Source organism: Aquipuribacter aurantiacus, assembly GCF_051216895.1.
Lineage (GTDB): Bacteria > Actinomycetota > Actinomycetes > Actinomycetales > JBBAYJ01 > Aquipuribacter.
On record NZ_JBPKAO010000002.1, the window covers coordinates 280489 to 301508 of the forward strand.

Below are 21020 nucleotides of genomic sequence, written 5' to 3' on the forward strand. Positions count from 1 at the left end.
CGGTGCGCCCCCGCAGTACGTTCTGAGCAGGTACCCACACGAGGAGGTGGCGGTGAAGCTCGAGCTCCAGGGCATCACCAAGCGGTTCGGTTCCTTCACCGCCAACGACGGCATCGACCTGGTGGTCGAACCCGGCGAGATCCACGCCCTGCTGGGCGAGAACGGCGCCGGCAAGTCGACCCTGATGAACGTGCTGTTCGGCCTGCTGCGCGCCGACGAGGGCCGCGTGCTCGTCGACGGTGAGCCCGTCGCGTTCACCGGGCCCCGCGACGCCATGGCCGCCGGCATCGGGATGGTCCACCAGCACTTCATGCTCGTCCCCGTCTTCACGGTGGCCGAGAACGTCGTCCTGGGTGACGAGCCGGTCAAGGGCGGCGGGTTCCTCGACCGCGCCGGGGCCGCGGAGCGCGTCCGGGAGACGGCGGCGCGCTTCGGCTTCCACCTGGACCCGGACGCCCTGGTGGGCGACCTCCCGGTCGGCGTGCAGCAGCGGGTCGAGATCGTCAAGGCGCTGGTCCGTGACGCCGAGGTCCTCATCCTCGACGAGCCGACCGCCGTCCTGACGCCGCAGGAGACCGACGAGCTCCTGACGATCATGCGTGAGCTGGCCGACTCCGGGAAGGCCATCGTCTTCATCACGCACAAGCTGCGCGAGGTCAAGGCCGTCGCCGACCGGATCACCGTGATCCGCCGCGGCAAGGTGGTCGGCACCGCCGAGCCGTCCGCGTCGGCCACCGAGCTCGCCTCGCTCATGGTCGGGCGCGCCGTCGACCTGACCGTCGACAAGCAGGACCAGGAGCCGGGCGAGGTCCGCTTCAGCGTGCGGGGACTCACCCTGGTGGAGGACTCCGGCGTCACCAGCCTGGCCGGGGTCGACCTGGACGTGCGCAGCGGCGAGATCGTCGCGCTCGCCGGGGTCCAGGGCAACGGCCAGACCGAGCTCACCGAGGTCGTCCTCGGCCTGCACCGACCGACCACGGGCTCGGTGATGCTGGACGGGCAGGAGCTGGGCGGCCGCTCGGTCCGGCAGGTGCTCGACGCCGGGGTCGGGTTCGTGCCGGAGGACCGGTCGACCGACGGCCTGATCGGCGGCTTCACCGTCGCCGAGAACCTCGTCCTGGACCTGTTCCACGACGCGCCCTACGGCTCGGGCCTGTCCTACCGGCCCGCGGCCGTCGCCGAGAACGCGCACCACCGCATCGAGGAGTTCGACATCCGGGCCGGCGGGCCCGAGTCCTCCGCCGGGTCGCTGTCGGGCGGCAACCAGCAGAAGGTCGTCCTGGCCCGGGAGATGTCCCGCCCGTTGCGCCTGCTGATCGCCAGCCAGCCCACCCGGGGCCTGGACGTCGGGTCGATCGAGTTCGTCCACAGCCGGATCGTGCGGGAGCGGGACAACGGCACCGCCGTGCTCATCGTGTCGACCGAGCTGGACGAGGTCGTCGCCCTGGCCGACCGGATCGCGGTCATGTACTCCGGCCGGATCGTGGGCGTCGTCCCGTCCGACACCCCGCGCGAGGTCCTGGGGCTGATGATGGCCGGGATGAGCGCCGAGGAAGCCGCCCACGCGCACCGCAGCGAGACCGGGCACCTGCCCGTCCCCGGCGAGGTCCCGCCGGAGGCCGTCAGCGGTCCCGACGCCGCACCGTCCGGAGGAGAGCGATGAGCGCACCCGTCGTCGAGAAGCCGGCGCCCACCCCGCAGCCGGACTCCGCGCCCCCGCCCGCCACGAGCTTCTGGCGCTCGACCGTCCTGCCGTCGCTGCTGTCGGTGGTGATGGCGCTGGTCGTCGGCGCCGTCCTGATCGCGTTCAGCGACGACGACGTCCGGGCGGCGGCGCAGTACTTCTTCCAGCGACCGACCGACACCTTCGTCGCGATCTGGCAGAGCGTCACGCAGGCCTACGGCGCCCTGTTCCGCGGTTCGATCATCAACCTGTCGGCCGACAGCGTGGCCGGGGTGCTCGGCCCCCTGGCCAACACCCTGCTCTTCGCCACGCCGCTGATCGCCGGCGGCCTCGCGGTGGCCATCCCGTTCCGGGCCGGCATGTTCAACATCGGCACCGAGGGACAGATCACCGTGGCCGCGGTGTTCGCGGCCTACGTCGGCTTCGCGTTCGACCTGCCGCCCGTGGTGCACCTGGTCGCGGCCGTCCTGGCCGGGCTGCTCGGCGGTGCGCTGTGGGGATCCATCCCCGGTGTGCTCAAGGCGACCACCGGCGCGCACGAGGTCATCACCACGATCATGCTCAACTACGTCGCCCGGTTCGGGATCCTGTTCGCGCTGGGGACCACGTACTTCCAGCGCGAGGGCCGGGCCGACCCCATCAGCCCCCCCATCGCCGACACCGCGGCCCTGCCCGCCCTGCTGCCGTTCGGCCGCCTCAACTGGGCCTTCGTCATCGCGCTGATCGCGGCCGCGCTGGCCTGGTGGCTCATCAACCGCAGCACGGTCGGGTTCCGGCTGCGGGCCGTGGGCGCCAACCCCGAGGCCGCCCGCACGGCCGGGATGTCCGTGCCCCGCACGTACATCACGGCCATGGTCCTGGCCGGGACGTTCGCCGGCGTCGCCGGTGTCTCGCAGGTCCTGGGCAGCGAGAAGGTCCTCACCTCGGGGATCAGCGCCGGTCTGGGCTTCGACGCCATCACGGTGGCCCTGCTGGGCCGGGCCAACCCGCTCGGTGTCGTCGCCGCCGGCCTGCTGTTCGGCGGGCTCAAGGCCGGTGGCCTCACCATGCAGGCCACCACGGGCACCTCGCTGGACATCGTCGTCGTCCTCCAGGCCCTCATCGTGCTGTTCATCGCGGCGCCGGCACTCATCTCGGCCGTGTTCCGCCTCAAGTCCACCGGCGCAGGCGTCGGCCAGCTCTCGAAGGGGTGGAACGGATGAGCGCGACCGCCACCGCTCCCGCACCGCGCGCCGACGCCCCGCAGGGCCCGCCCGTCGTCGCCCCGCGCCGCTCGTGGCGCCAACCGGTGGTGCTGTGGGTGATGGGCCTGCTGGCCCTGCTCGGCTTCGGGCTGGGTTCGCCGGCCGGGACCACGAGCGGGTTCCGGCTCTCCGTCGATTCCCAGGCCATCCAGCTGCCCGCGATCGTCGTGCCGACGCAGACGACGGCCCTGCTGCTGTCCGTCCTGGGCCTGGCCACGGCCGGGGTCGTCACCTGGCTCGTGGCCTCCCGACGTCCGGTGTCGACGTGGTGGTCGGTGGCCTTCGGCGTCTCGTTCGCGCTGGCGTTCCTGGTGTGGGCCATCGCCGACAACGAGATCTCGTTCGTCAGCCTGCTCCAGGGCTCGTTGTTCCTGGCCACCCCGCTGGTGTTCGGCGCCCTGGGTGGCGTGCTGTGCGAGCGCGCGGGCGTCATCAACATCTCGATCGAGGGGCAGCTGCTGGCCGGGGCGTTCGCGTCGGCCGTCGTGGCCAGCCTCACCGGCAACCTCTACGTGGGTCTGCTCGCCGCCCCGGTGGCCGGGCTCTTCTTCGGCTGGCTGCTCGCGGTGTTCTCGATCCGCTACCTCGTCGACCAGATCGTGCTCGGGGTCGTGCTCAACGTCCTGGTGATCGGGCTGACGAGCTTCCTGTACGGCCAGGTGCTGGTGAGCAACGCCGACGTCTGGAACCAGCCCGGCCGCTTCTCGCGCATCCCCGTGCCGGGGCTGGTGGAGATCCCGGTCCTGGGGCCGGTGCTCTTCAACCAGTCGATCATCGTCTACCTGATGTACGTGGCCGTGGCCGTGCTGCACGTGATGCTCTTCCGCAGCCGCTGGGGCCTTCGGGTCCGGGCCGTGGGCGAGCACCCCAAGGCCGCCGACACCGCCGGCATCGACGTCAACAAGGTGCGCTACCGCAACGTCCTCATGGGTGGCGCGATGGCCGGCCTGGGCGGGGCGTTCTTCACGCTGGGCTCGGTCGGGGCGTTCGGCGAGGAGATGACGGCCGGGCAGGGGTTCATCGCCCTGGCGGCCCTGATCTTCGGCCGGTGGTCCCCGATCGGTGCGCTGGTGGCGGCCCTGATCTTCGGCTTCGCGCTCAACCTGCAGTCGATCCTGTCCATCATCGGCACGCCCATCCCGGGCGAGCTCCTGCTGATGGCGCCGTACCTGGTGACGATCTTCGCCGTGGCCGGGGTGGTGGGCAAGGTGCGCGCTCCCGCCGCCGACGGCGTGCCGTACAAGCCATGAGCAGCGACGAGGTGACGCCCGAGGTCGACTGGCCGCGGCTTCGGCGGGCCGCGGTCGACGTCATGCGGCGGGCCTACGCGCCGTACAGCGAGTTCAGCGTCGGCGCGGCCGGGCTGGTCGACGACGGCCGGGTCGTCGTCGGGTGCAACGTGGAGAACGCCGCCTACGGGGTCACGCTGTGCGCGGAGTGCGGCCTGGTCTCCTCGCTGCACGCCACCGGTGGCGGCCGCCTCGTCGCGGTCAGCGTGGTCGACGCGACGGAGGGGCCGTGCCCGCCGTGCGGGCGCTGCCGCCAGCTGCTGTGGGAGGCGGGTGGGCCGGACTGCCTGCTGGACACCGGGGACGGCTCCCGTCCGGTCCCGATGACCGAGGTGCTCCCCGGGGCGTTCGTCCTGCCCGAGGCCGGCTCCGGGGCCAGCAGCGGGTCCGGGTTCCCCGGCACGACCGCGGGCTGAGACCCGGACGGGTTTCTCAGGTGGGACGACGGGTCCGTCGGGTGGGACGCAGCGCGTCGGTCGTGGGACCCTGCCGGGCGTGACGACACCGACCGAGGCGTACGACGCCGTCGACATCATCCGGACCAAGCGTGACGGGGGGGTGCTCAGCGCCCCGCAGATCGACTGGGTGATCGACGCGTACACCCGGGGCGCCGTGGCCGACGAGCAGATGTCCGCCCTGGCCATGGCGATCCTGCTGCGCGGCATGGACCGCGACGAGATCTCCCGCTGGACGACGGCGATGATCGCCTCGGGCGAGCGGATGGACTTCACCGACCTGCCCCGGCCGAGCGTCGACAAGCACTCCACGGGCGGGGTGGGCGACAAGATCACGCTGCCGCTGGCACCGTTGGTCGCCGCCTGCGGGGCCGCGGTGCCGCAGCTGTCGGGACGCGGTCTCGGCCACACGGGCGGCACGCTGGACAAGCTGGAGTCGATCCCCGGCTGGCAGGCCGGGCTCGACAACGACCGGATGCGTCAGATCCTCGTCGACGTGGGCGCCGTCATCTGCGCGGCAGGCTCAGGCCTTGCGCCTGCCGACCGTAAGCTCTACGCCTTGCGTGATGTCACGGGCACGGTGGAGGCGGTCCCGCTCATCGCCAGCTCGATCATGAGCAAGAAGATCGCCGAGGGCACCGGCGGCCTGGTCCTGGACGTCAAGGTCGGCAGCGGCGCGTTCATGAAGACCGTCGAGGACGCCCGGACCCTGGCCGGCACCATGGTCGGCCTCGGGGCCGACGCGGGGGTGCCCACCGTCGCCCTCCTCACCGACATGTCCACCCCGCTCGGCCTGACCGTCGGCAACGCGCTCGAGGTCCGTGAGTCGGTCGAGGTGCTCGCGGGTGGCGGGCCGGCCGACGTGGTCGACCTCACCCTGGCCCTGGCCCGGGAGATGCTCGCGCTGGCCGGCATCGACACCGACCCCGCGGACGCGCTGGCCGACGGCCGGGCGATGGACTCCTGGAAGGCCATGATCCGGGCCCAGGGCGGGGACCCGGACGCGGCGCTGCCGACCGCGCGCGAGACCCACGTGGTCACCGCCGGGACGGACGGCGTCCTCACCCGGCTCGACGCCCTGTCGGTCGGGGTCGCCTCGTGGCGGCTGGGGGCCGGTCGCGCCCGCAAGGAGGACGTGGTGCAGGACGGTGCCGGCATCGAGCTGCACGCCAAGCCCGGCGACACCGTCCGGGCCGGCGAGCCGCTCATGACCCTGCACACCGACACCGCTGAGCGGTTCGCCCGGGCGCTGGAGTCGCTCGAGGGGTCCTACGACGTCGTCCCCGGTGGCACCGCGGACACCCGAGACGTGGTGCTGGAACGGGTCGACCGCCCGCTCGCCTGACTGCGGCGCCGGTCGACGCGGGGCGGCGCGGGAGCCCGGCACGGTCCTCACCGGGACCGGCCGGGGTACTACCGTGACCGGGTGACTGCCTCCGCTGCCCCCGTCGACCTCGCCGCCGCCCCCAAGGTCCTGCTCCACGACCACCTGGACGGCGGTCTGCGCCCGGCCACGCTCGTGGAGCTGGCCGACGGCATCGGCCACGCGCTGCCCAGCACCGACCCCGACGAGCTGGCGGCCTGGTTCGTCGCGTCGGCCGAGTCCGGCTCGCTGGTGCGCTACCTGGAGACGTTCGCCCACACGGTCGCCGTCCTGCAGACCGCCGAGGCCGTCGAGCGGGTCGCCGCCGAGGCCGTCCTCGACCTGGCCGCCGACGGGGTGGTCCACGCCGAGATCCGGTACGCGCCCGAGCTGTGCACCTCCGGCGGGCTGTCCCTGGAGGCCGTGGTCGAGGCCGGGCAGGCCGGTTTCGCCCGCGGGGTCCGCGAGGCGGCCGCAGCCGGGCACCGGATCAGCGTCGGCACCCTGATCGACGCCATGCGCCAGACCGACAACCACGTCGCCGCGGCGCGGCTCGCCGTGCGGTACCGCGACTCCGGCGTGGTCGGCTTCGACATCGCCGGTCCCGAGGCGGGCTTCCCCGCCAGCCGTCAGGCCGAGGCGTTCGACCTGCTGCGCGCCGAGCACGTCCCGTTCACCGTGCACGCGGGCGAGGCCGCCGGCCTGGACAGCGTGGAGGACGCCCTGTCGGTGGGTGCGCTGCGCCTGGGCCACGGCGTCCGGGTCGCCGACGACGTCGTCGCCGCGGACGCCCCGGGCGGCACCCCGCAGCTGGGCCGGGTCGCGACCTGGATCCGTGACCGCCGCATCCCGCTCGAGGCCAGCCCCACGTCCAACGTGCAGACCGGCGCCGCCCCGAGCATCGCCGCCCACCCGTCGACCCTGCTCAAGGACCTCGGCTTCGCGGTCACCGTCAACACCGACAACCGGCTGGTGTCCGGGACGACGATGACCAAGGAGATGACCCTGCTGCGGGAGCAGGCCGGCTGGAGCGACGCCGACCTGGCCCTGGCCAGCGTCGCCGCGGCGGAGGCCACGTTCCTGCCCCTGCCGGTGCGCGAGGAGCTCGTGCTGCGCGTCCGCGACGGCTGGGCGGCCCTGGCCGGCTGAGCCCTCGCGCCGCCGGCGGAGGGCACCACGCCCGTCGGTCGCATCACGGTCGCCCCTGCGCGTGGTCCGGGGTCCTGCCGCAGGCGATCTCGACGGCGACCGCCGGGACGTGCTGCTCCTCGCCGTCCGGGGCCGAGGGGACGGGGTCGGCGGTGAACCGGGCGGACAGGCCCGACGCCGACACCTCGACCCGGCCCTGCTGCTCGACCTGCTCGTAGGGGGACCCCGGTCCCTGCTGGAACGACCCGGTCATGACGGCGTCCAGCACCCGGTCGCCGTCGGTGCCCGGGGCGCCGGCCGTCGCCCCGGGCGCGGTGACGACGTCCAGGACGGTCCACACGAGCCCGTCGTCGTCCCCGGCCGCGGTCACCGCTCCCGTGCCCAGGCCAGCCCGCCACGAGGCGCCCCCGGACCAGCCGCACGTGCCGGCGTCCGTCGCGGTCCGCGCGGACGAGCCGCGGCCCGCCGCGTCGACGAGCAGCGTGACCGGACGTGTCCGGTACGCCTCGGGCTCGTCGACCGGCACGTGGGCCCGGGTCGACGCGTCCGCGACCAGGGCCTCGTCACCGGGATCGGACAGGGCGCGGTCGAGGGCACCGCAGGCGGAGGTGAGGGCCCCCAGGGCCAGGGCCACGACGGCGGTGAGCGCTCGGGTCCCGGTGCTCACGCCCCCGTCCACCCTGGTCGCTCGTCGTCGGTGCACTGCTCGTGCCCCCCAGGTGCGTCCGTGTCCCACGGTTCCCCCTCCACGCCCTCGCGACCCCCCACGGGCCGTCCCCCTCCGGGACGCTACCTCGGCCCCGCCCCACCACGGTGGAGCGGGGCCGGCGCCCGGTGTGCCGCCCTCAGCCGAGCCGGCGCACCGCTACGCCGTGCGGGTCGGCGCGCTCCACGCCGTCCACCACGTTGCTGATCCCCACCTGGGTGCGGACCACCGGCTGGGCGCCGTCGTCCCGGGCTTCCAGGACGAGGAGACCGGGGGCGTCGCCGACCGCCGCGTGGGCGCCGCTGAGCGGGTTCGGGCCCCGCGTGGCCACGTAGACGGCGCGCCCGTCCGGCGAGACGTCCGCGATGTCGGCCGCGGGGGTGGCCGAGCGGTCGGTGCGCAGGTCGACGGTCGTGACCGGGGCGGCGTCCTCGCCCCGCCACACCTGCACGACGTGCGCGGCCCGGTCGAAGCCCCAGACGTGCTCGCCGACCGTGGCGACGCCGTGGGCGTCGCGGGGGCCGCGGGTGTCGCGGTCGACGACCTGCACGGCCGGGGTGCCGGGCGGGTTGTCGGCGGAGTAGGTGTCCCGGTCGCCGACGGGGACCCGGTAGTGGAACCAGCCGCCCAGGTTGTTCGGGTTGCTGCCGCCGTTGCCGTAGACCCAGCCCGCCGACTCGGTGAAGCCGCAGCCGTCGCGGGCCACCTCGGTCGCGGGCCACTCGCCGACGACCGTCATCGGGGTCGCGTACGGGTCGACGGTGAGCAGCCCGCCACCGCGGAGCGAGACGTAGGCCGGGAACCCGGTGGAGGGCACGAACGGGCAGATCGGGGCGTTGTCGGGCCGGACCCGGGGGTCGTCGGGCGTCTGCAGCGGGACGCCGTTGGGCGTCGACCCGGCGGTGAGGTCGAGGGTGGCCTCGGGCTCGGCCCGGAACACGCCCCGGGCGTAGTCGGTGCTGATCCGCTCGAGCTTCTTGCCGTTCTGGTTGGCCACGACGACGTAGCGGTCGTCGGGGGTGGGGACGGAGGCGTGGGCCTGCCGGGCACCCCCGGCCCCGACCTCGGAGCGGAAGCACGCCAGCGCGCGTCGTCGCTCGGCGTCGAGGATGACCGTGTGGCCGCTGACCACGAAGGCCAGGACCGCGTGGGTGTCGTCGGCGGCGAAGGAGAGCATGTGGGGGCGCACGGGGTAGGACCCGGTCGAGGTCAGGCACAGCTCGGCCGTCTGCCCCGACAGGTCGACGACCTGGGCCCGGGCGATGCCCGACCGGCCGCGGAGCGCGTCGCCGCGGTAGACGTGCAGCCGCCCGCCGTACCCGGCGCCGGCCGGGGTGCGGGCGGTGTCGGACTGGTCGACGAGCCAGACCTCGTGGCGCGAGCCGGCGGGGACCTGACGGAACGCGCTGCTGACGGCGGGCGTCGCCCGGTCGGCCTGCGGGGGGAGGTACATCCCCTCGTAGGTGCGGTGGCCGCCGCCGTGCCCGGACGGGCCGGAGGCGCTGGCGGGGACGAGGACGACCGACACGGCGACCACGGCACCGAGCAGCAGCGAGGCCGCGGCCACGAGGTCCCGGGACAGGCGTGGGCGGGGCGGACGAGCGGGGGCAGGGGGCGGCGGGGTCACGGCGGGGCTCCTGACGGGGTGGCTGGGTACCTGACGCACGCCTCGCGGACCGCGGGCGTGGGGGCGCTGCTGGTCCCGCTCGCCGGTCGGACCGGTCGAGCGGACGTGGTCAGCCCTGGCGACAGGAGGTGTCGAAGAGGTACAGCCGACGGCTCACCCAGAACGGGTCGAGCATCACGTCGGTCTGCGGCACGGGACGATTGATACCCCGACGCGGGCCGCGACCACAAGACCCGGTCCGCCTGTCGGACGGTCGGGTGCCTCATGGGGGGTCGTCGACGAAGCGGAAGCGCACCCGCGCCTCGTCCATGGGGACCGCGTACGTCGACCCCGAGCTGGACCACCGTTCCGGCACGAGGAACAGCCGGCCGTCGCCCTCGGCCAGCAGCCGCAGCCCCCGGTACCGGTACCGGTAGGTCTGCTCCACCTGGGTCGGGAACGTCGACTCCACGACGGCCTCGTCGCCGGGGAACAGCGGGTCGGTGGTGTCGACCACGACGGCGGGGAGCGTGGTCAGGTCCCTGGCCAGGGTCTTGGCGGCCCCCGTGCCGGACCACTGGGCCAGGGTCGCCGTGGTCCAGAACACCGACGCGACGACCACGACGACCAGGAGCACGACGACCGTCCGCCCGGGACCCGCCGGCCCGCCCGCCCAGCCCCGGACGAGGGCGAGCAGGCCCGCGCCGACGCCGAGCAGGACGGGGACGACCAGCGGGTAGGGCGGCCACGAGCCCAGCCACGAGAAACCGAGCAGCAGCAGGACGCCGGCGGCGGTGAGCAGGGCGCCGGCCCAGGTGACGGCGTGCCGGGTCCTGCGTGCGGTGTCGCCGGAGACCGCGCCGAGCCGGCGACGGAGCACGCCGTTGCCCCAGGTCAGGGCGGCCGCACCGAGCAGCAGGACCAGCGCGGGGACCAGCAGCGGCTGCGGGGCCCGCATGACGAAGTCCTGCGTGCTGAACCCGAGGGTGTCGACGTCCACCCCGAAGTACCGGAACTGCGCCCGGGCCGAGACGTAGCCGAAGTAGAACAGCACGGCGCTGACCAGGGTGGCCGGCGCCACGACGCTGCCGGCGAGGCTCCAGACGTGCGCCAGCGTGGACCCGGTGGCCACCGCCGGGTGCTGCCCGGGCGGGGGCCCGTGGGCCTGGTGCTGCTCGTGGGCCTGGTGCCTCCCGTGGCCCGGGGGCCCGTCGGTCGGCGGCCCGTCGGTCGGGGGCCCGGGGGTGCCGGGCCCGCCGGGTGCCGGTCCGCCGTCGTCCACGGACGCTCAGCCGGTGCTGTCGACGGTCGGCCGGTCCTGGTCCGGCTGCTCGCCGGCGGGCTGCTCGTCGTCCGGCTGCTCGTCGTCGGGCTGGTCCTCGGCCGGCTGGACGTCGGTCGGGGGCCCGTCCCCGGTCGGTGCGACGTCGGCGGGCTCCCCGGAGCCCTCCGGGAACGGCGCGGAGATCGACGTCCACGCCTGGGCGAGGGCGATGTCGACCGCGTCGCACGTGGCCCGGTCCGGGCAGAGCAGCCGACCCTCCAGGCGGACGCGGAGCTGCTCGGCGCCCGGCGGCGGCTCGACCCTGAGGACGCACGCGACGGTCTCCCCGGCGGCGAAGGTCGCGCCCTCGCACACCGGCCCGCCGTCGCAGGCGGTGCCGAGCACCCTGGCGCCGGCCTCCTGCACGTGGACCGTGACCACCTGCACCTGCACGCCCGCCGGGACCGGGTCGCCGAACAGGGGCTTGCACCAGGCGCCGTCGACGACAGACCCCGCGTTCTCGCCCACCGGGAGGCCCGCCAGCTCGACGCTCACCTGGCCCGCACCCCCTGCCGCGGGCGGCTCGGGCCCGCCCTCCTCCTCGGCCGGGGGTGGGCCGCCCTCCTCCACGCGCGGGCCCTCGCCGGACGCCTCGTCCCCGCCCTCGTCCCCGCCGTCCCCACCGGCGGCTGCGTCCGTCGTCGCCGGGCCCGGGCCCGGGGCGACCTGGGACGCCGCGTCGTCGGGCACGGGGCCGTCACCCGAGCACCCGGCGAGCACCGTGACGGCCAGCAGGACAGCAGCGGCCACGGCGTGCGATCGGGGCGGTAGCAGCATGGTCGTCTCCCGGTGGGCGGTCCTGCCGGCAGGAGGAGCCCCGGGTGCACCTGATACCCGGCCGCGGTGCCCCGCGAGCCCCGGGACCCGGTCGGGGCGTGGCCTCGACGAGCCGTCCGGCGACGGCTCAGGCCGGTCGGACGACCTGGGCCAGGTGGGCCGCGACGCTCGTCTCGACCTGCGCCTTGGTGGCCGGTCGCATGCCCTGCCGGCGCCACCGCCGCAGCAGCACCGGCTCCGCGCGCGCCAGGGCGAGACCCCGGCGCAGCAGCGTCAGCGGGGGCTTGCGGCGACCGGCGAGGTCACGGGCCAGACGCCGCACGAACGTGACGGGCGGGTGCGACCGCAGGTGCACCGCGTCCAGCAGCAGGCCGGAGTCCCGCAGCTGACCGACGATCTCGGGCGCGAACAGCCCCTCGGCGACGACCACGCCACCGTCGCCGGTGAGCGAGACCGGCCGGGAGCCGGTGATGCTGGAGGTGGGGATGTCGTAGACGGGCACCTCGCAGCGGCCCGACGTGCACAGCCGCTGCAGGGCGTCGTGGGCGGCCTCGGCGTGCCAGGAGGCGGGGTCGTCCCAGTCGACGATGCCACCCCACGCGGGCAGGCCCGGGTCGGTGCCCTCGCGGTAGAAGTCGTCCAGCTGGACGACCGTGACCTCGGGGTGGCGGTGCCGCAGCCGCTCGACGAGCGTCGACTTGCCCGACCCGCTGGCCCCGGCCAGCAGCAGCACCTGGGCCCGGACCGGTGCGTCCGGTGGTGACGGCGGGTTCATCGGCCCTTCGGGTGCCAGACGGTCTTGGTCTCCATGAACGTCAGCATCCGGCGCGGGTCGGGGACCGGGGTCCAGTCCGGCTCGGCACCGTCGGGCAGGTCCTCCGGGCGCAGGACGCGGGTCAGGGTGTCCGACGCCGCTGCCTCGAGGTCCCCCCAGGTGGGCTCGGTCAGCGCCGCCGCCCCCGTGAGGTCGATGGCGTCCACGTCACGGTGCGAGGCCAGCCAGGGCCCCAGCTCGGCGGCCGAGCCGGTGAGCAGGTTGACCACCCCGCCGGGGAGGTCGGAGGTGGCGAGCACCTCGCCGAGGGCGACCGCCGGCAGCGGGCGGTCGAAGGAGGTGACGACCACGCAGGTGTTGCCGGTGGCGATCACCGGGGCGACGACGCTGGTCAGGCCCAGCAACGAGGAACCCTGCGGCGCCAGGACGGCGACGACGCCGGTCGGCTCGGGCACCGACAGGTTGAAGTACGGGCCCGCGACGGGGTTGGCGTTGCCCGCGACCTGGCTGATCTTGTCCGTCCAGCCGGCGTACCAGACCCACCGGTCCACGGCCGCGGTCACCTGCTGGTGCGCGTCCTCCAGGCTCACGCCCTCGGCGTCGGCGATCAGCTCGACGAACTGCGCGGCGCGGCCCTCGAGCATCTCGGCCACCCGGTAGAGGACCTGCCCCCGGTTGTAGGCGGTCGCCCCGGACCACGCCGGGACCGCGGAGCGGGCGGCGACGACGGCGTCGCGGGCGTCCTTGCGCGAGGCCTGGGCCGCCTGGGCGAGCAGGGTGCCGTCGCCGGAGTGCACGGCGTACGTGCGGCCGGACTCGCTGCGGGGGAACTTCCCGCCGACGTACAGCTTGTACGTCTTGCGGACGTCGAGCCGGGGCGCGGCGGGCTCGGGGGTCTTCTTCTTCACGCTCTTCGAGCGGCCGGTGGTGGGGGTGCTCATCGGACGTAGGCCTCCAGACCGTGGCGGCCGCCCTCGCGGCCGTACCCGGACTCCTTGAACCCGCCGAACGGGCTGGTCGGGTCGAACTTGTTGAACGTGTTGGCCCACACCACACCGGCCTTGAGCCGGTCGGCGGTCCACAGGATCTTGGAGCCCTTGTCGGTCCAGACCCCGGCCGACAACCCGTACGGGGTGTTGTTGGCCTTGGCGACGGCCTCCTCGGGCGTGCGGAAGGTCAGCACCGACAGCACCGGGCCGAAGATCTCCTCCCGGGCCACGCGGTGGCTGGTCTGCACCCCGGTGAACAGGGTCGGGGTGAACCAGTAGCCCTTCTCGGGCAGCTCGCAGTCCAGGCTCCAGCGGGTGGCGCCCTCGTCCTCGCCGGCCTGCGCCAGCTCGGTGATGCGACCCAGCTGGGCGGCGGAGTTGATGGCGCCCAGGTCGGTGTTCTTGTCCATCGGGTCACCCACGCGCAGCGAGGCCAGGCGGCGCTTGAGCCGGTCGACGACCTCCTCGGCCACGGCCTCCTGGACCAGCAGCCGGGAGCCCGCGCAGCAGACGTGGCCCTGGTTGAAGAAGATCCCGTCGACGATGCCCTCGACGGTCGCGTCCATCGGGGCGTCGTCGTAGACGATGTTGGCTGCCTTGCCGCCCAGCTCCAGGGTGGCCTTCTTCCGGGTCCCGGCGATGCTGCGGGCGATGGCCCGGCCCACCCCGGTCGAACCGGTGAACGCGACCTTGTCGACGTCGTCGTGGGTGACCAGCTGCTGCCCGGTGTCACCGGCGCCGGTGATGATGTTGACCACGCCCGGCGGCAGGTCGGCCTCCTGGCAGATCTCGGCGAACAGCAGGGCCGACAGCGGCGTCGTCTCCGCCGGCTTGAGGACCACGGTGTTGCCGGTGGCCAGCGCCGGGGCGATCTTCCAGGCCAGCATGAGCAGCGGGAAGTTCCAGGGGATGACCTGGCCCACGACGCCGTGCGGCTGCGGGTCGGCGCCCAGCCCGGCCCACTGCAGCTTGTCCGCCCAGCCGGCGTAGTAGAAGAAGTGGTTCGCGACCAGGGGGATGTCGACGTCGCGGGTCTCGCGGATCGGCTTGCCGTTGTCCAGGGTCTCGACGACGGCGAGCTCGCGGGCACGCTCGGCGACCAGGCGGGCGATCCGGAACAGGTACTTGCCCCGCTCCGCCGGCGCCATCGGGCCCCAGACCCTGGTGTGCGCGCGGCGGGCGGCGGCCACGGCCCGGTCGACGTCGGCCTGCCCCGCGTGGGCGACCGTGGACAGCCGCTGCTCGGTGGCCGGGTTGACGGTGTCCAGGGTGCGTCCGTCCGCGGCGTCGCCGAACGCGCCGTCGACGAACAGGCCGTAGCGATCGGCGATCCGCGCGATGGACGCGGACTCCGGCGCGGGGGAGTAGCGGAACGGGGTGTCGGTCAGGTCGGTCAGGCTGCCCGTCCGGGTCAGGTCGGTCACTGGCGCTCCTGGAGGTGGTGGGGGACGAAGGGGGCGGCCGTCACGGTCAGTCGACGCTGACGTGGTCCGGGCCGGAGTAGGCGCCGGTGCGCGCCTTCTGCCGCTGCATGAGGACGTCGTTGAGCAGGCTGGAGGCGCCGAACCGGAACCGGTCCGGGTGCAGCCAGTCCGGGCCGAGGGTCTCCTGCACCATCACCAGGTAGCGCAGCGCGTCCTTGGCGGTGCGGATGCCGCCGGCCGGCTTCATGCCCACGACGTGGCCGGTGGCCAGGTGGAAGTCGCGGATGGCCTCGAGCATCACCAGCGTGACGGGCATGGTGGCCGCGGGGCTCACCTTGCCCGTGCTGGTCTTGATGGTGTCGGCCCCGGCGAGCATGGCCAGCCAGGAGGCACGGCGGACGTTGTCGTAGGTGGCGAGCTCGCCGGTCTCGAGGATGACCTTGAGCTTGGCGCGGGTGCCGTCGGTGCGGGCGCAGGCGGCCTTGACCGCGACGACGTCGTCGAACACCTGCAGCCAGCGCCCGGACAGGAAGGCCCCGCGGTCGATGACCATGTCGATCTCGTGGGCGCCGGCGGCGACCGCGTCGGCGGTGTCGGCGAGCCGGACGGCGCTGGAGGCCCGCCCGGACGGGAACGCGGTCGCGACGGCGGCGATCTTGACGCCCGGTCGCTGCCCCGGCGCGGGGGCGGAGCGCCACAGCGAGCCGGCCTGCTCCAGGCCGGCGGCGACCTCGGTCACCAGGTCGCCGTACACGCAGACGGCCGCGACGGGCGGGCAGTCGGTGGCCGGGTCGGGGTGGGCGGCCTTGGCGGCGAGGGTGCGGACCTTGCCGGGGGTGTCGGCCCCCTCCAGCGTCGTGAGGTCGATCATCGACACCACGGCGTCCAGGGCCCAGGCCTTGGCGTCGGTCTTGATCGAGCGGGTGCCGAACATGGCCGCCCGGGCGTTCGTGCCCACCTCGTCGACGCCCGGCAGCCCGCGCAGGAAGCGCCGCAGCCCGGCCTCGTCCACCCGGGGCCCGACCAGCGCGTCGACGGCAGCGCTGCCCGACCCGGCGGAGGCGGTGCCCGCCGTGCTGTCGGCGGGCGGAGCGGCGGGGGAGGCGAGGTCGGTCACGTCGAGAGCCTAACGCCGGGGCAGGATGGGGCGGTGACCTCGCAGCGACCGCCCGAGCCCGCCGGGACCGGCAGCGACGACCGCGTCGTCTTCCGGCCCGGTGCCGTCCGGCTGCTGGCGGCGGGCTGGTGGGTGCTCGCCGCGGTCCTGGCCGCCGACGTGCTGTGGCGGGGCCAGGGCAGCTCGGCGCTGCTCCTCGTGCCGTTGCTGGCGTTCTCGTGCGCGGTGGTCCACGCGCTGTTCTGGTACCCGGCGGTGGTCGTGGACGACGACGCCGTCGAGCTGGTCAACGTCCTGCGCCGGGTCAGGCTGCCGTGGCGCACGGTGGAGGACCTGGACACCCGCTGGGCCCTGACCATCGACTCCGGGCAGCGGCGCTGGACCTCGTGGGCGGCGCCGTCGTCGGGACGGCGGATCCGGCCGGTGTCCCGCCGCGAGACGCCGTGGGCCGAGCCGGGGGCCGAGGGGATCGCCGGCAGCCGGGCCCCGGGCAGCAGCGCGGGCGAGGCCGCCGTGCTGGTGGGGATCCGGTGGCAGGTGTGGCAGGACGACCCCGCCCGCGGGGGCGCGGCGCGCGCGACCGGGGCCGGGGCGGGGGCCGGGGGCGAGCCGCAGGTCGCCTGGAACGCACCCGTCCTCGCCGCGCTGGGCGGGACCGGGGTCCTCGCGCTGGTGGCCCTGCTGAGCGTCCTGGCCGGCTGAGCCCGCGACCGGGCCTGGTCGGGGGGGCGCCGCGTCGGGGCGTCGGTCCGGCTACCCCTGCTGCAGCAGCGCCCGGACCTGCTCCTGCAGGGCCGCCATCTGCTGCGCCGCCGCGACGCGGGCCGCCGGCAGGTCCTCCCCGGCGGGCACGACGACCTCCAGGTAGGCCTTGAGCTTGGGCTCGGTTCCGGAGGGGCGCACGACCACCCGGGCGGCCTCGCCGGCGCGCAGCCGCACGCCCGTGGTGGGTGGGAGCCCGTCGACACCCACGGACAGGTCCTCGACGGACTCCGTGGCCGCGCCGGCCAGGTCCGCGGGCGGCTGCTCCAGCAGGCGGGCGAGCACGGGTCCCACCACCGACATGTCGGCCAGGCGCAGCGTCACGGGGGCGGTGACGTGGACCCCGTGCCGCAGGGCCAGGTCGTCCAGGGCGTCCAGCAGGGTGCGCCCCGTCGCGCGCAGCCCGGCCGCGAGCTCGGCCACGAGCAGGGACGCCGTCAGGCCGTCCTTGTCCCGGACCACGGCGGGGGCGACGCAGTAGCCGATGGCCTCCTCGTAGCCCATCACCAGCCCGGGCGCCCGCGCGATCCACTTGAAGCCCGTGAGCGTGGCCCGCGAGCGGACGCCGTGGTGCTCGGCGACCCGGTGCAGCAGCGAGCCGGACACCAGCGAGGCCGCCAGCGTCACGGGCTCGTCGGCGTCGGGCGAGGTCGGCGCGGGAGCACGGGTCAGGACGTGCTCGGCCAGCAGGGCGCCCACGTCGTCGCCGGTCAGCTGCCGCCACCCGGCGGGGCTGTCGGCCGGCCCGCGGGCCGGGTCGGGCACCGCGACGCTGCAGCGGTCGGCGTCCGGGTCGAGCGCCAGGACGAGGTCGGCGCCGGAGCGCGCCGCCAGGCCCAGCGCCAGGTCGAGCGCACCCTGCTCCTCCGGGTTGGGGAACGGCACCGTCGGGAAGTCGGGGTCCGGGTCGGCCTGCTCGGCGACGGTGCTGACGTCGGTGAACCCGGCCCCGGTGAGCACCCGTCGCAGGACGTCGTCGCCCACGCCGTGCATGGCCGTGGTGACGACGCCCAGCTCGCGGGGGCCGGGGGGGAGCAGGCCGACGGCGGCGGCCACGTACCCGTCGACGAGGTCCTGGTCGGCCACCTGCCAGCCGGCGCTCGCGCGGGCCACGTCCTTCGCCGGCGGGGCGAGCTCGATGGCCGCGGCGATGCCGCTGTCCGCGGGCGGCACGATCTGCACGCCCGAGCCCGGGCCGGGCGACACCCGCCCGCCCAGGTAGACCTTGTAGCCGTTGTCGTCCTTGGGGTTGTGGCTGGCCGTCACCATGACGCCCGCGTCGGCACCCAGTCGCAGGACCGCGTGGGCCAGGACCGGGGTCGGCAGCGGCTCGGGGAGCAGGACGGCCCGGCAGCCCGCGGCCGTGACGACGGCGGCGGTGTCCTCGGCGAACCGGCGCGACCCGCGGCGGGCGTCGAACCCCACGACGACGAGCGGCGCGGCGTCGGGCTGGTCGGGCTCATCGGGCCGGCCGAGCTGGTCGAGGAGGTAGGCCGCCAGCCCGGCGGCCGCACGGACCACGACGGCGCGGTTCATCCGGTTGGGCCCGGGGCCCATCGCGCCGCGCAGACCCGCCGTGCCGAAGGCCAGGGCCCCGGTGAACGCGTCCCGGGCCGCCTCGAGCTCGTCGTCACCACCGGACGCGAGGGCACGGGCCCTGCCGGCGTCCTCGGCGTCGACGTCGTGCTCGGCCCACCGCAGGACGGCCTCCCGCAGCACGGTCGTGGCGTCGCCGGAGGTCCGGTCGCCGTCGGTCACGCGGCGGCCACGCGGTCGACCACGTCGGCCAGCAGGCGGCCGCAGCGCTCCGCGGCGTCCCGACCGGCCTGCAGGACCTCCTGGTGGTCCAGGGCCTCGCCGGTGGTCCCGGCCGCGAGGTTGGTCACCAGGGACAGCCCGAGCACCTCCAGGCCGAGCGCGCGGGCCGCGATGGTCTCCAGGGCCGTCGACATGCCGACGAGCTGGCCGCCCAGCACGCCCACCATGGCGACCTCGGCGGGGGTCTCGTACTGCGGGCCGTGCAGCTGGGCGTAGACGCCCTCGGGCAGGTCGGGGTCGACCTCGTGGGCCAGCGCACGCAACCGTTGGGAGTACGCGTCGGTCAGGTCGACGAACGTCGCCCCGCGCAGCGGGGTGGTGCCGGTCAGGTTGAGGTGGTCGCGCAGCAGCACCGCGGTCCCGGGCCCCCAGTCGGCGACCAGGCTGCCGCAGCCGTTGGTCAGCACGACGCTGCGGGCGCCGAGCGCGGCCGCGGTGCGCACGCCGTGGGCGACGGCGTCGGTGCCGTGCCCCTCGTACAGGTGCGTGCGGGCGGCGATCAGGAGCACGCGCCGACCCGTCGCGGTGCGGACCACCCGGAGCCGGCCGTGGTGGCCCGCGACCGCCGACGCCCGGAAGCCGGGCACCTCGTCGGCGGGCAGGTCGACGACGACCTCGCCGAGCAGCTCGGCCGCCTGGCCCCAGCCGGAGCCCAGGACGACGGCGGTGTCGACGGCGGGTGGCGCCTCGCCCCCGGCGTCCGGGGCCGGTGCGCCGGAGCGCTGCCGGACGACGTCGGCCGCCGCGGCGGCCGTCTCCTGCCAGGTGCCGGGCTGCCCGGTGGTCGTCTGCACGGCGCGAGACTAGCGCCGTGGTGCGACCATCGACCGTGACCACCACCGGGCGCCCGCGGCACGCGGCATTGGACGCCACCCGGGGGCTGGCCCTGCTCGGCAGCGCCGTGGGCACGGCGCTGCTCTGGTTGGGGGGGCGCCAGCTCGGGGCCGGCTACCGCCCGGTGGGCGGCTCGGACCTGGACCGCGTCGCGGACCTGGTGACGGCGCTGCTGGTCGACAACCGGGTCCTGGCCGTGTTCGCCCTGCTGCTGGGGCACGGTCTCGCGGTGCAGCTGCACCGGGCGCGACGGTCGGGCCCCGACCCCGACGTGGCCCACGACGCCGCATCGGCGGTGGCGTTGCGACGTGCCGCGGGCCTGGTCCTCCTGGGGGCGGCCCACGCGGCACTGGTGCTGGACGCCGACGTCCTGTCCACCCTCGGGGTCCTCCTGGTGCTCACGCTGCCGCTGGTCCGGGCGCGGACCCGGACCCACGTGGTGGTGGGGCTGCTCGTCGTGCCGGCCCTGCTGGTCCACGGGGTCGCCGACGGCCTGGGCGGCACGGTGGGCCTCCCGGACCCGCCGACCGACTACCTGCTGTCCGTGGTGGACCGCGTGGGGACCTGGCTGCTCGCGCTGGTCCTGCTGCCGTTCAGCCAGGTGGGGCTGCTGCTGGCCGTCGTCGCGGGGGTGCGGCTGGCGCGCGGTGGCTGGCTGCTCGAGCCCGACCTGCACCGGCGCGGGCTGCTGGTGCTGGGTGCGGTGTCCTCGGTCGTCGGGCTGCTGGGGGCGTGGCCGTACGCCCAGGTCGTCACGGCCGGCTTCCCCGTGGACGTCGCGGTGTCCGTGCCGGCGGGGGTGCTGTCGGCGGTCACGGGTCCGGCCGGGGCGCTGGGGGCGGTGTGCCTGGGCGTGCTGCTGGTGGACCGGCTCACCGGTCCCGGCACGGGCACCGTGATCGGCACCGGCGCGGCGGCGGCTCGGCGGCCGCTCGTCGCCCTCCGCGACGGCGTGGCCGCGACCGGTCGCTGCAGCCTGCCCGTCTACCTGGCCCACTCCGTCCTGCTGGCCGCCGTGCTCGCCCCGTGGGCGGGTGGGGCCGGCACGCGGTGGGGCAGCGCCGCGGTCGCCGCCCTGGCGGTCGGGCTGTGGGTGCTCACCGTGGTCGTCGCCGCCGTGGTCGTCGCCGCCGTGGCTCAGCACCGCGGTGACGCCCGGGGTGGTGACGCCCGGGGTGGTGACGCCCGGGGTGGTGACGCCCGGGGCGACGGCTCAGGGGGCGGGCGGGGCTACGGGCCGACGGACCGGCAGGGCCTCGCGCGCAGCTCGGCCACGTAGTCGGCCGGCGCGCCGCCGGCCTCCGCCGCGTCGGCGATCAGGCCGATCGTCATCGCGCTGGGCAGCCCCCCCTCGTAGGCCTGCAGCACGTAGACGAAGGCGGGCAGCTCGCCGTCGAGGGTGTGCACGCGCACCGTGATGCGGGCGTACAGGTCCGTGGACGCGCCCTCCCACTCGTCGAGCATGTGCTCGTCCTCGGGTGCGACCTCGTAGAGCACGACGTACACCGTGTCGGTCGGGGAGTCCGGGGACTCCACGACCGTGGCGAGCGGGCCGTCCCAGCCGTGCTCCTCGCCCCCGAAGGTGAGCCGCCAGCCGGGGAGCCAGCCCGAGTCCCGCATCGGCGAGCGCGGGGCGCGCTCCGCCATCCGCTCGGGGTCGAGGTTGCCCGCGTAGGCCGCGTACAGCACCCGCGGAGCCTAGCG

General features: G+C 75.3%; 19 protein-coding genes. 8 read left to right on the forward strand and 11 right to left on the reverse strand.

Features of this window, described 5'->3' with window-relative positions; translation table 11 throughout:
- Positions 1 to 52: 52 nt before the first annotated feature.
- The 6 genes from ACR80Q_RS04105 to ACR80Q_RS04130 all read left to right on the forward strand — a co-directional run bounded on the left by ACR80Q_RS04105 (position 53) and on the right by ACR80Q_RS04130 (position 7184).
- Entirely contained in the window at positions 53 to 1663 is a 1611-nt protein-coding gene (locus tag ACR80Q_RS04105; protein ID WP_435376278.1) for an ABC transporter ATP-binding protein, read from the forward strand.
- A complete protein-coding gene (locus tag ACR80Q_RS04110) occupies positions 1660 to 2886 on the forward strand; it encodes an ABC transporter permease (protein WP_435376279.1) in 1227 nt (408 codons plus the stop codon). Before ACR80Q_RS04105 ends, ACR80Q_RS04110 begins: the two co-directional genes overlap by 4 nt.
- Positions 2883 to 4178 carry an ABC transporter permease gene (locus tag ACR80Q_RS04115; protein WP_435376280.1) on the forward strand — a complete coding sequence of 432 codons (1296 nt, stop codon included), beginning with the start codon at positions 2883 to 2885 and terminating at the stop codon, positions 4176 to 4178. Before ACR80Q_RS04110 ends, ACR80Q_RS04115 begins: the two co-directional genes overlap by 4 nt.
- Positions 4175 to 4633: a cytidine deaminase gene (locus ACR80Q_RS04120; RefSeq protein ID WP_435376281.1), complete on the forward strand. Its 459-nt coding sequence runs from the start codon at positions 4175 to 4177 to the stop codon at positions 4631 to 4633. Before ACR80Q_RS04115 ends, ACR80Q_RS04120 begins: the two co-directional genes overlap by 4 nt.
- A gap of 79 nt (positions 4634 to 4712) precedes the next feature.
- The gene (locus tag ACR80Q_RS04125) at positions 4713 to 6017 is read left to right on the forward strand and encodes a thymidine phosphorylase (protein WP_435376282.1); all 1305 of its coding nucleotides are present in this window, start codon (positions 4713 to 4715) and stop codon (positions 6015 to 6017) included.
- Between the two features lie 81 nt (positions 6018 to 6098).
- Positions 6099 to 7184 carry an adenosine deaminase gene (locus tag ACR80Q_RS04130; protein ID WP_435376283.1) on the forward strand — a complete coding sequence of 362 codons (1086 nt, stop codon included), beginning with the start codon at positions 6099 to 6101 and terminating at the stop codon, positions 7182 to 7184.
- A gap of 43 nt (positions 7185 to 7227) precedes the next feature.
- On the opposite strand, the gene ACR80Q_RS04135 is transcribed toward ACR80Q_RS04130, so the two are convergent.
- From ACR80Q_RS04135 to deoC, 8 genes are all read right to left on the reverse strand, one after another.
- The gene (locus ACR80Q_RS04135) at positions 7228 to 7851 is read right to left on the reverse strand and encodes a hypothetical protein (protein ID WP_435376284.1); all 624 of its coding nucleotides are present in this window, start codon (positions 7849 to 7851) and stop codon (positions 7228 to 7230) included.
- 178 nt (positions 7852 to 8029) lie between these two features.
- A complete protein-coding gene (locus tag ACR80Q_RS04140) occupies positions 8030 to 9517 on the reverse strand; it encodes a hypothetical protein (RefSeq protein ID WP_435376285.1) in 1488 nt (495 codons plus the stop codon).
- Between the two features lie 262 nt (positions 9518 to 9779).
- A complete protein-coding gene (locus ACR80Q_RS04145; protein ID WP_435376286.1) occupies positions 9780 to 10628 on the reverse strand; it encodes a hypothetical protein in 849 nt (282 codons plus the stop codon).
- Positions 10629 to 10784: 156 nt separating this feature from the next.
- Positions 10785 to 11597 (reverse strand): hypothetical protein, encoded by an 813-nt coding sequence (locus tag ACR80Q_RS04150; protein ID WP_435376287.1) that lies wholly within the window; start codon positions 11595 to 11597, stop codon positions 10785 to 10787.
- 127 nt (positions 11598 to 11724) lie between these two features.
- Positions 11725 to 12372, reverse strand: coding sequence for a uridine kinase family protein (locus tag ACR80Q_RS04155; RefSeq protein ID WP_435376288.1), 648 nt, complete (start codon positions 12370 to 12372; stop codon positions 11725 to 11727).
- Complete coding sequence (locus tag ACR80Q_RS04160; protein WP_435376289.1) at positions 12369 to 13313, reverse strand: aldehyde dehydrogenase family protein; 945 nt, start codon at positions 13311 to 13313, stop codon at positions 12369 to 12371. Before ACR80Q_RS04160 ends, ACR80Q_RS04155 begins: the two co-directional genes overlap by 4 nt.
- Positions 13310 to 14785 carry an aldehyde dehydrogenase family protein gene (locus ACR80Q_RS04165; protein WP_435376290.1) on the reverse strand — a complete coding sequence of 492 codons (1476 nt, stop codon included), beginning with the start codon at positions 14783 to 14785 and terminating at the stop codon, positions 13310 to 13312. Before ACR80Q_RS04165 ends, ACR80Q_RS04160 begins: the two co-directional genes overlap by 4 nt.
- A gap of 46 nt (positions 14786 to 14831) precedes the next feature.
- Positions 14832 to 15812, reverse strand: coding sequence for a deoxyribose-phosphate aldolase (gene deoC / locus ACR80Q_RS04170; protein ID WP_435376440.1), 981 nt, complete (start codon positions 15810 to 15812; stop codon positions 14832 to 14834).
- 123 nt (positions 15813 to 15935) lie between these two features.
- Between deoC and ACR80Q_RS04175 the strand changes: the two genes are divergently transcribed.
- Positions 15936 to 16604, forward strand: a complete 669-nt coding sequence (locus ACR80Q_RS04175) for a hypothetical protein (protein WP_435376291.1) — start codon at positions 15936 to 15938, stop codon at positions 16602 to 16604.
- 51 nt (positions 16605 to 16655) lie between these two features.
- Here the strand turns inward: ACR80Q_RS04175 and ACR80Q_RS04180 are convergent, their stop codons facing one another.
- Complete coding sequence (locus tag ACR80Q_RS04180) at positions 16656 to 18422, reverse strand: phospho-sugar mutase (protein WP_435376292.1); 1767 nt, start codon at positions 18420 to 18422, stop codon at positions 16656 to 16658.
- The gene (locus ACR80Q_RS04185; protein ID WP_435376293.1) at positions 18419 to 19276 is read right to left on the reverse strand and encodes a purine-nucleoside phosphorylase; all 858 of its coding nucleotides are present in this window, start codon (positions 19274 to 19276) and stop codon (positions 18419 to 18421) included. Before ACR80Q_RS04185 ends, ACR80Q_RS04180 begins: the two co-directional genes overlap by 4 nt.
- A 35-nt stretch (positions 19277 to 19311) precedes the next feature.
- Between ACR80Q_RS04185 and ACR80Q_RS04190 the strand changes: the two genes are divergently transcribed.
- Complete coding sequence (locus ACR80Q_RS04190) at positions 19312 to 20595, forward strand: DUF418 domain-containing protein (RefSeq protein WP_435376294.1); 1284 nt, start codon at positions 19312 to 19314, stop codon at positions 20593 to 20595.
- On the opposite strand, the gene ACR80Q_RS04195 is transcribed toward ACR80Q_RS04190, so the two are convergent.
- A complete protein-coding gene (locus tag ACR80Q_RS04195; RefSeq protein WP_435376295.1) occupies positions 20547 to 21005 on the reverse strand; it encodes a gamma-glutamylcyclotransferase in 459 nt (152 codons plus the stop codon). The genes ACR80Q_RS04190 and ACR80Q_RS04195 overlap by 49 nt on opposite strands.
- Between the last annotated feature and the right edge of the window lie 15 nt (positions 21006 to 21020).

Bases quoted from the DNA above. Each gene is read 5' to 3' on its own strand.
- ACR80Q_RS04110 (WP_435376279.1), top strand. From the start codon at position 1,660: ATGAGCGCACCCGTCGTCGAGAAGCCGGCGCCCACCCCGCAGCCGGAC.
- ACR80Q_RS04115 (WP_435376280.1), top strand. From the start codon at position 2,883: ATGAGCGCGACCGCCACCGCTCCCGCACCGCGCGCCGACGCCCCGCAG.
- ACR80Q_RS04120 (WP_435376281.1), top strand. From the start codon at position 4,175: ATGAGCAGCGACGAGGTGACGCCCGAGGTCGACTGGCCGCGGCTTCGG.
- ACR80Q_RS04150 (WP_435376287.1), bottom strand. From the start codon at position 11,597: ATGCTGCTACCGCCCCGATCGCACGCCGTGGCCGCTGCTGTCCTGCTG.
- ACR80Q_RS04155 (WP_435376288.1), bottom strand. From the start codon at position 12,372: ATGAACCCGCCGTCACCACCGGACGCACCGGTCCGGGCCCAGGTGCTG.
- ACR80Q_RS04160 (WP_435376289.1), bottom strand. From the start codon at position 13,313: ATGAGCACCCCCACCACCGGCCGCTCGAAGAGCGTGAAGAAGAAGACC.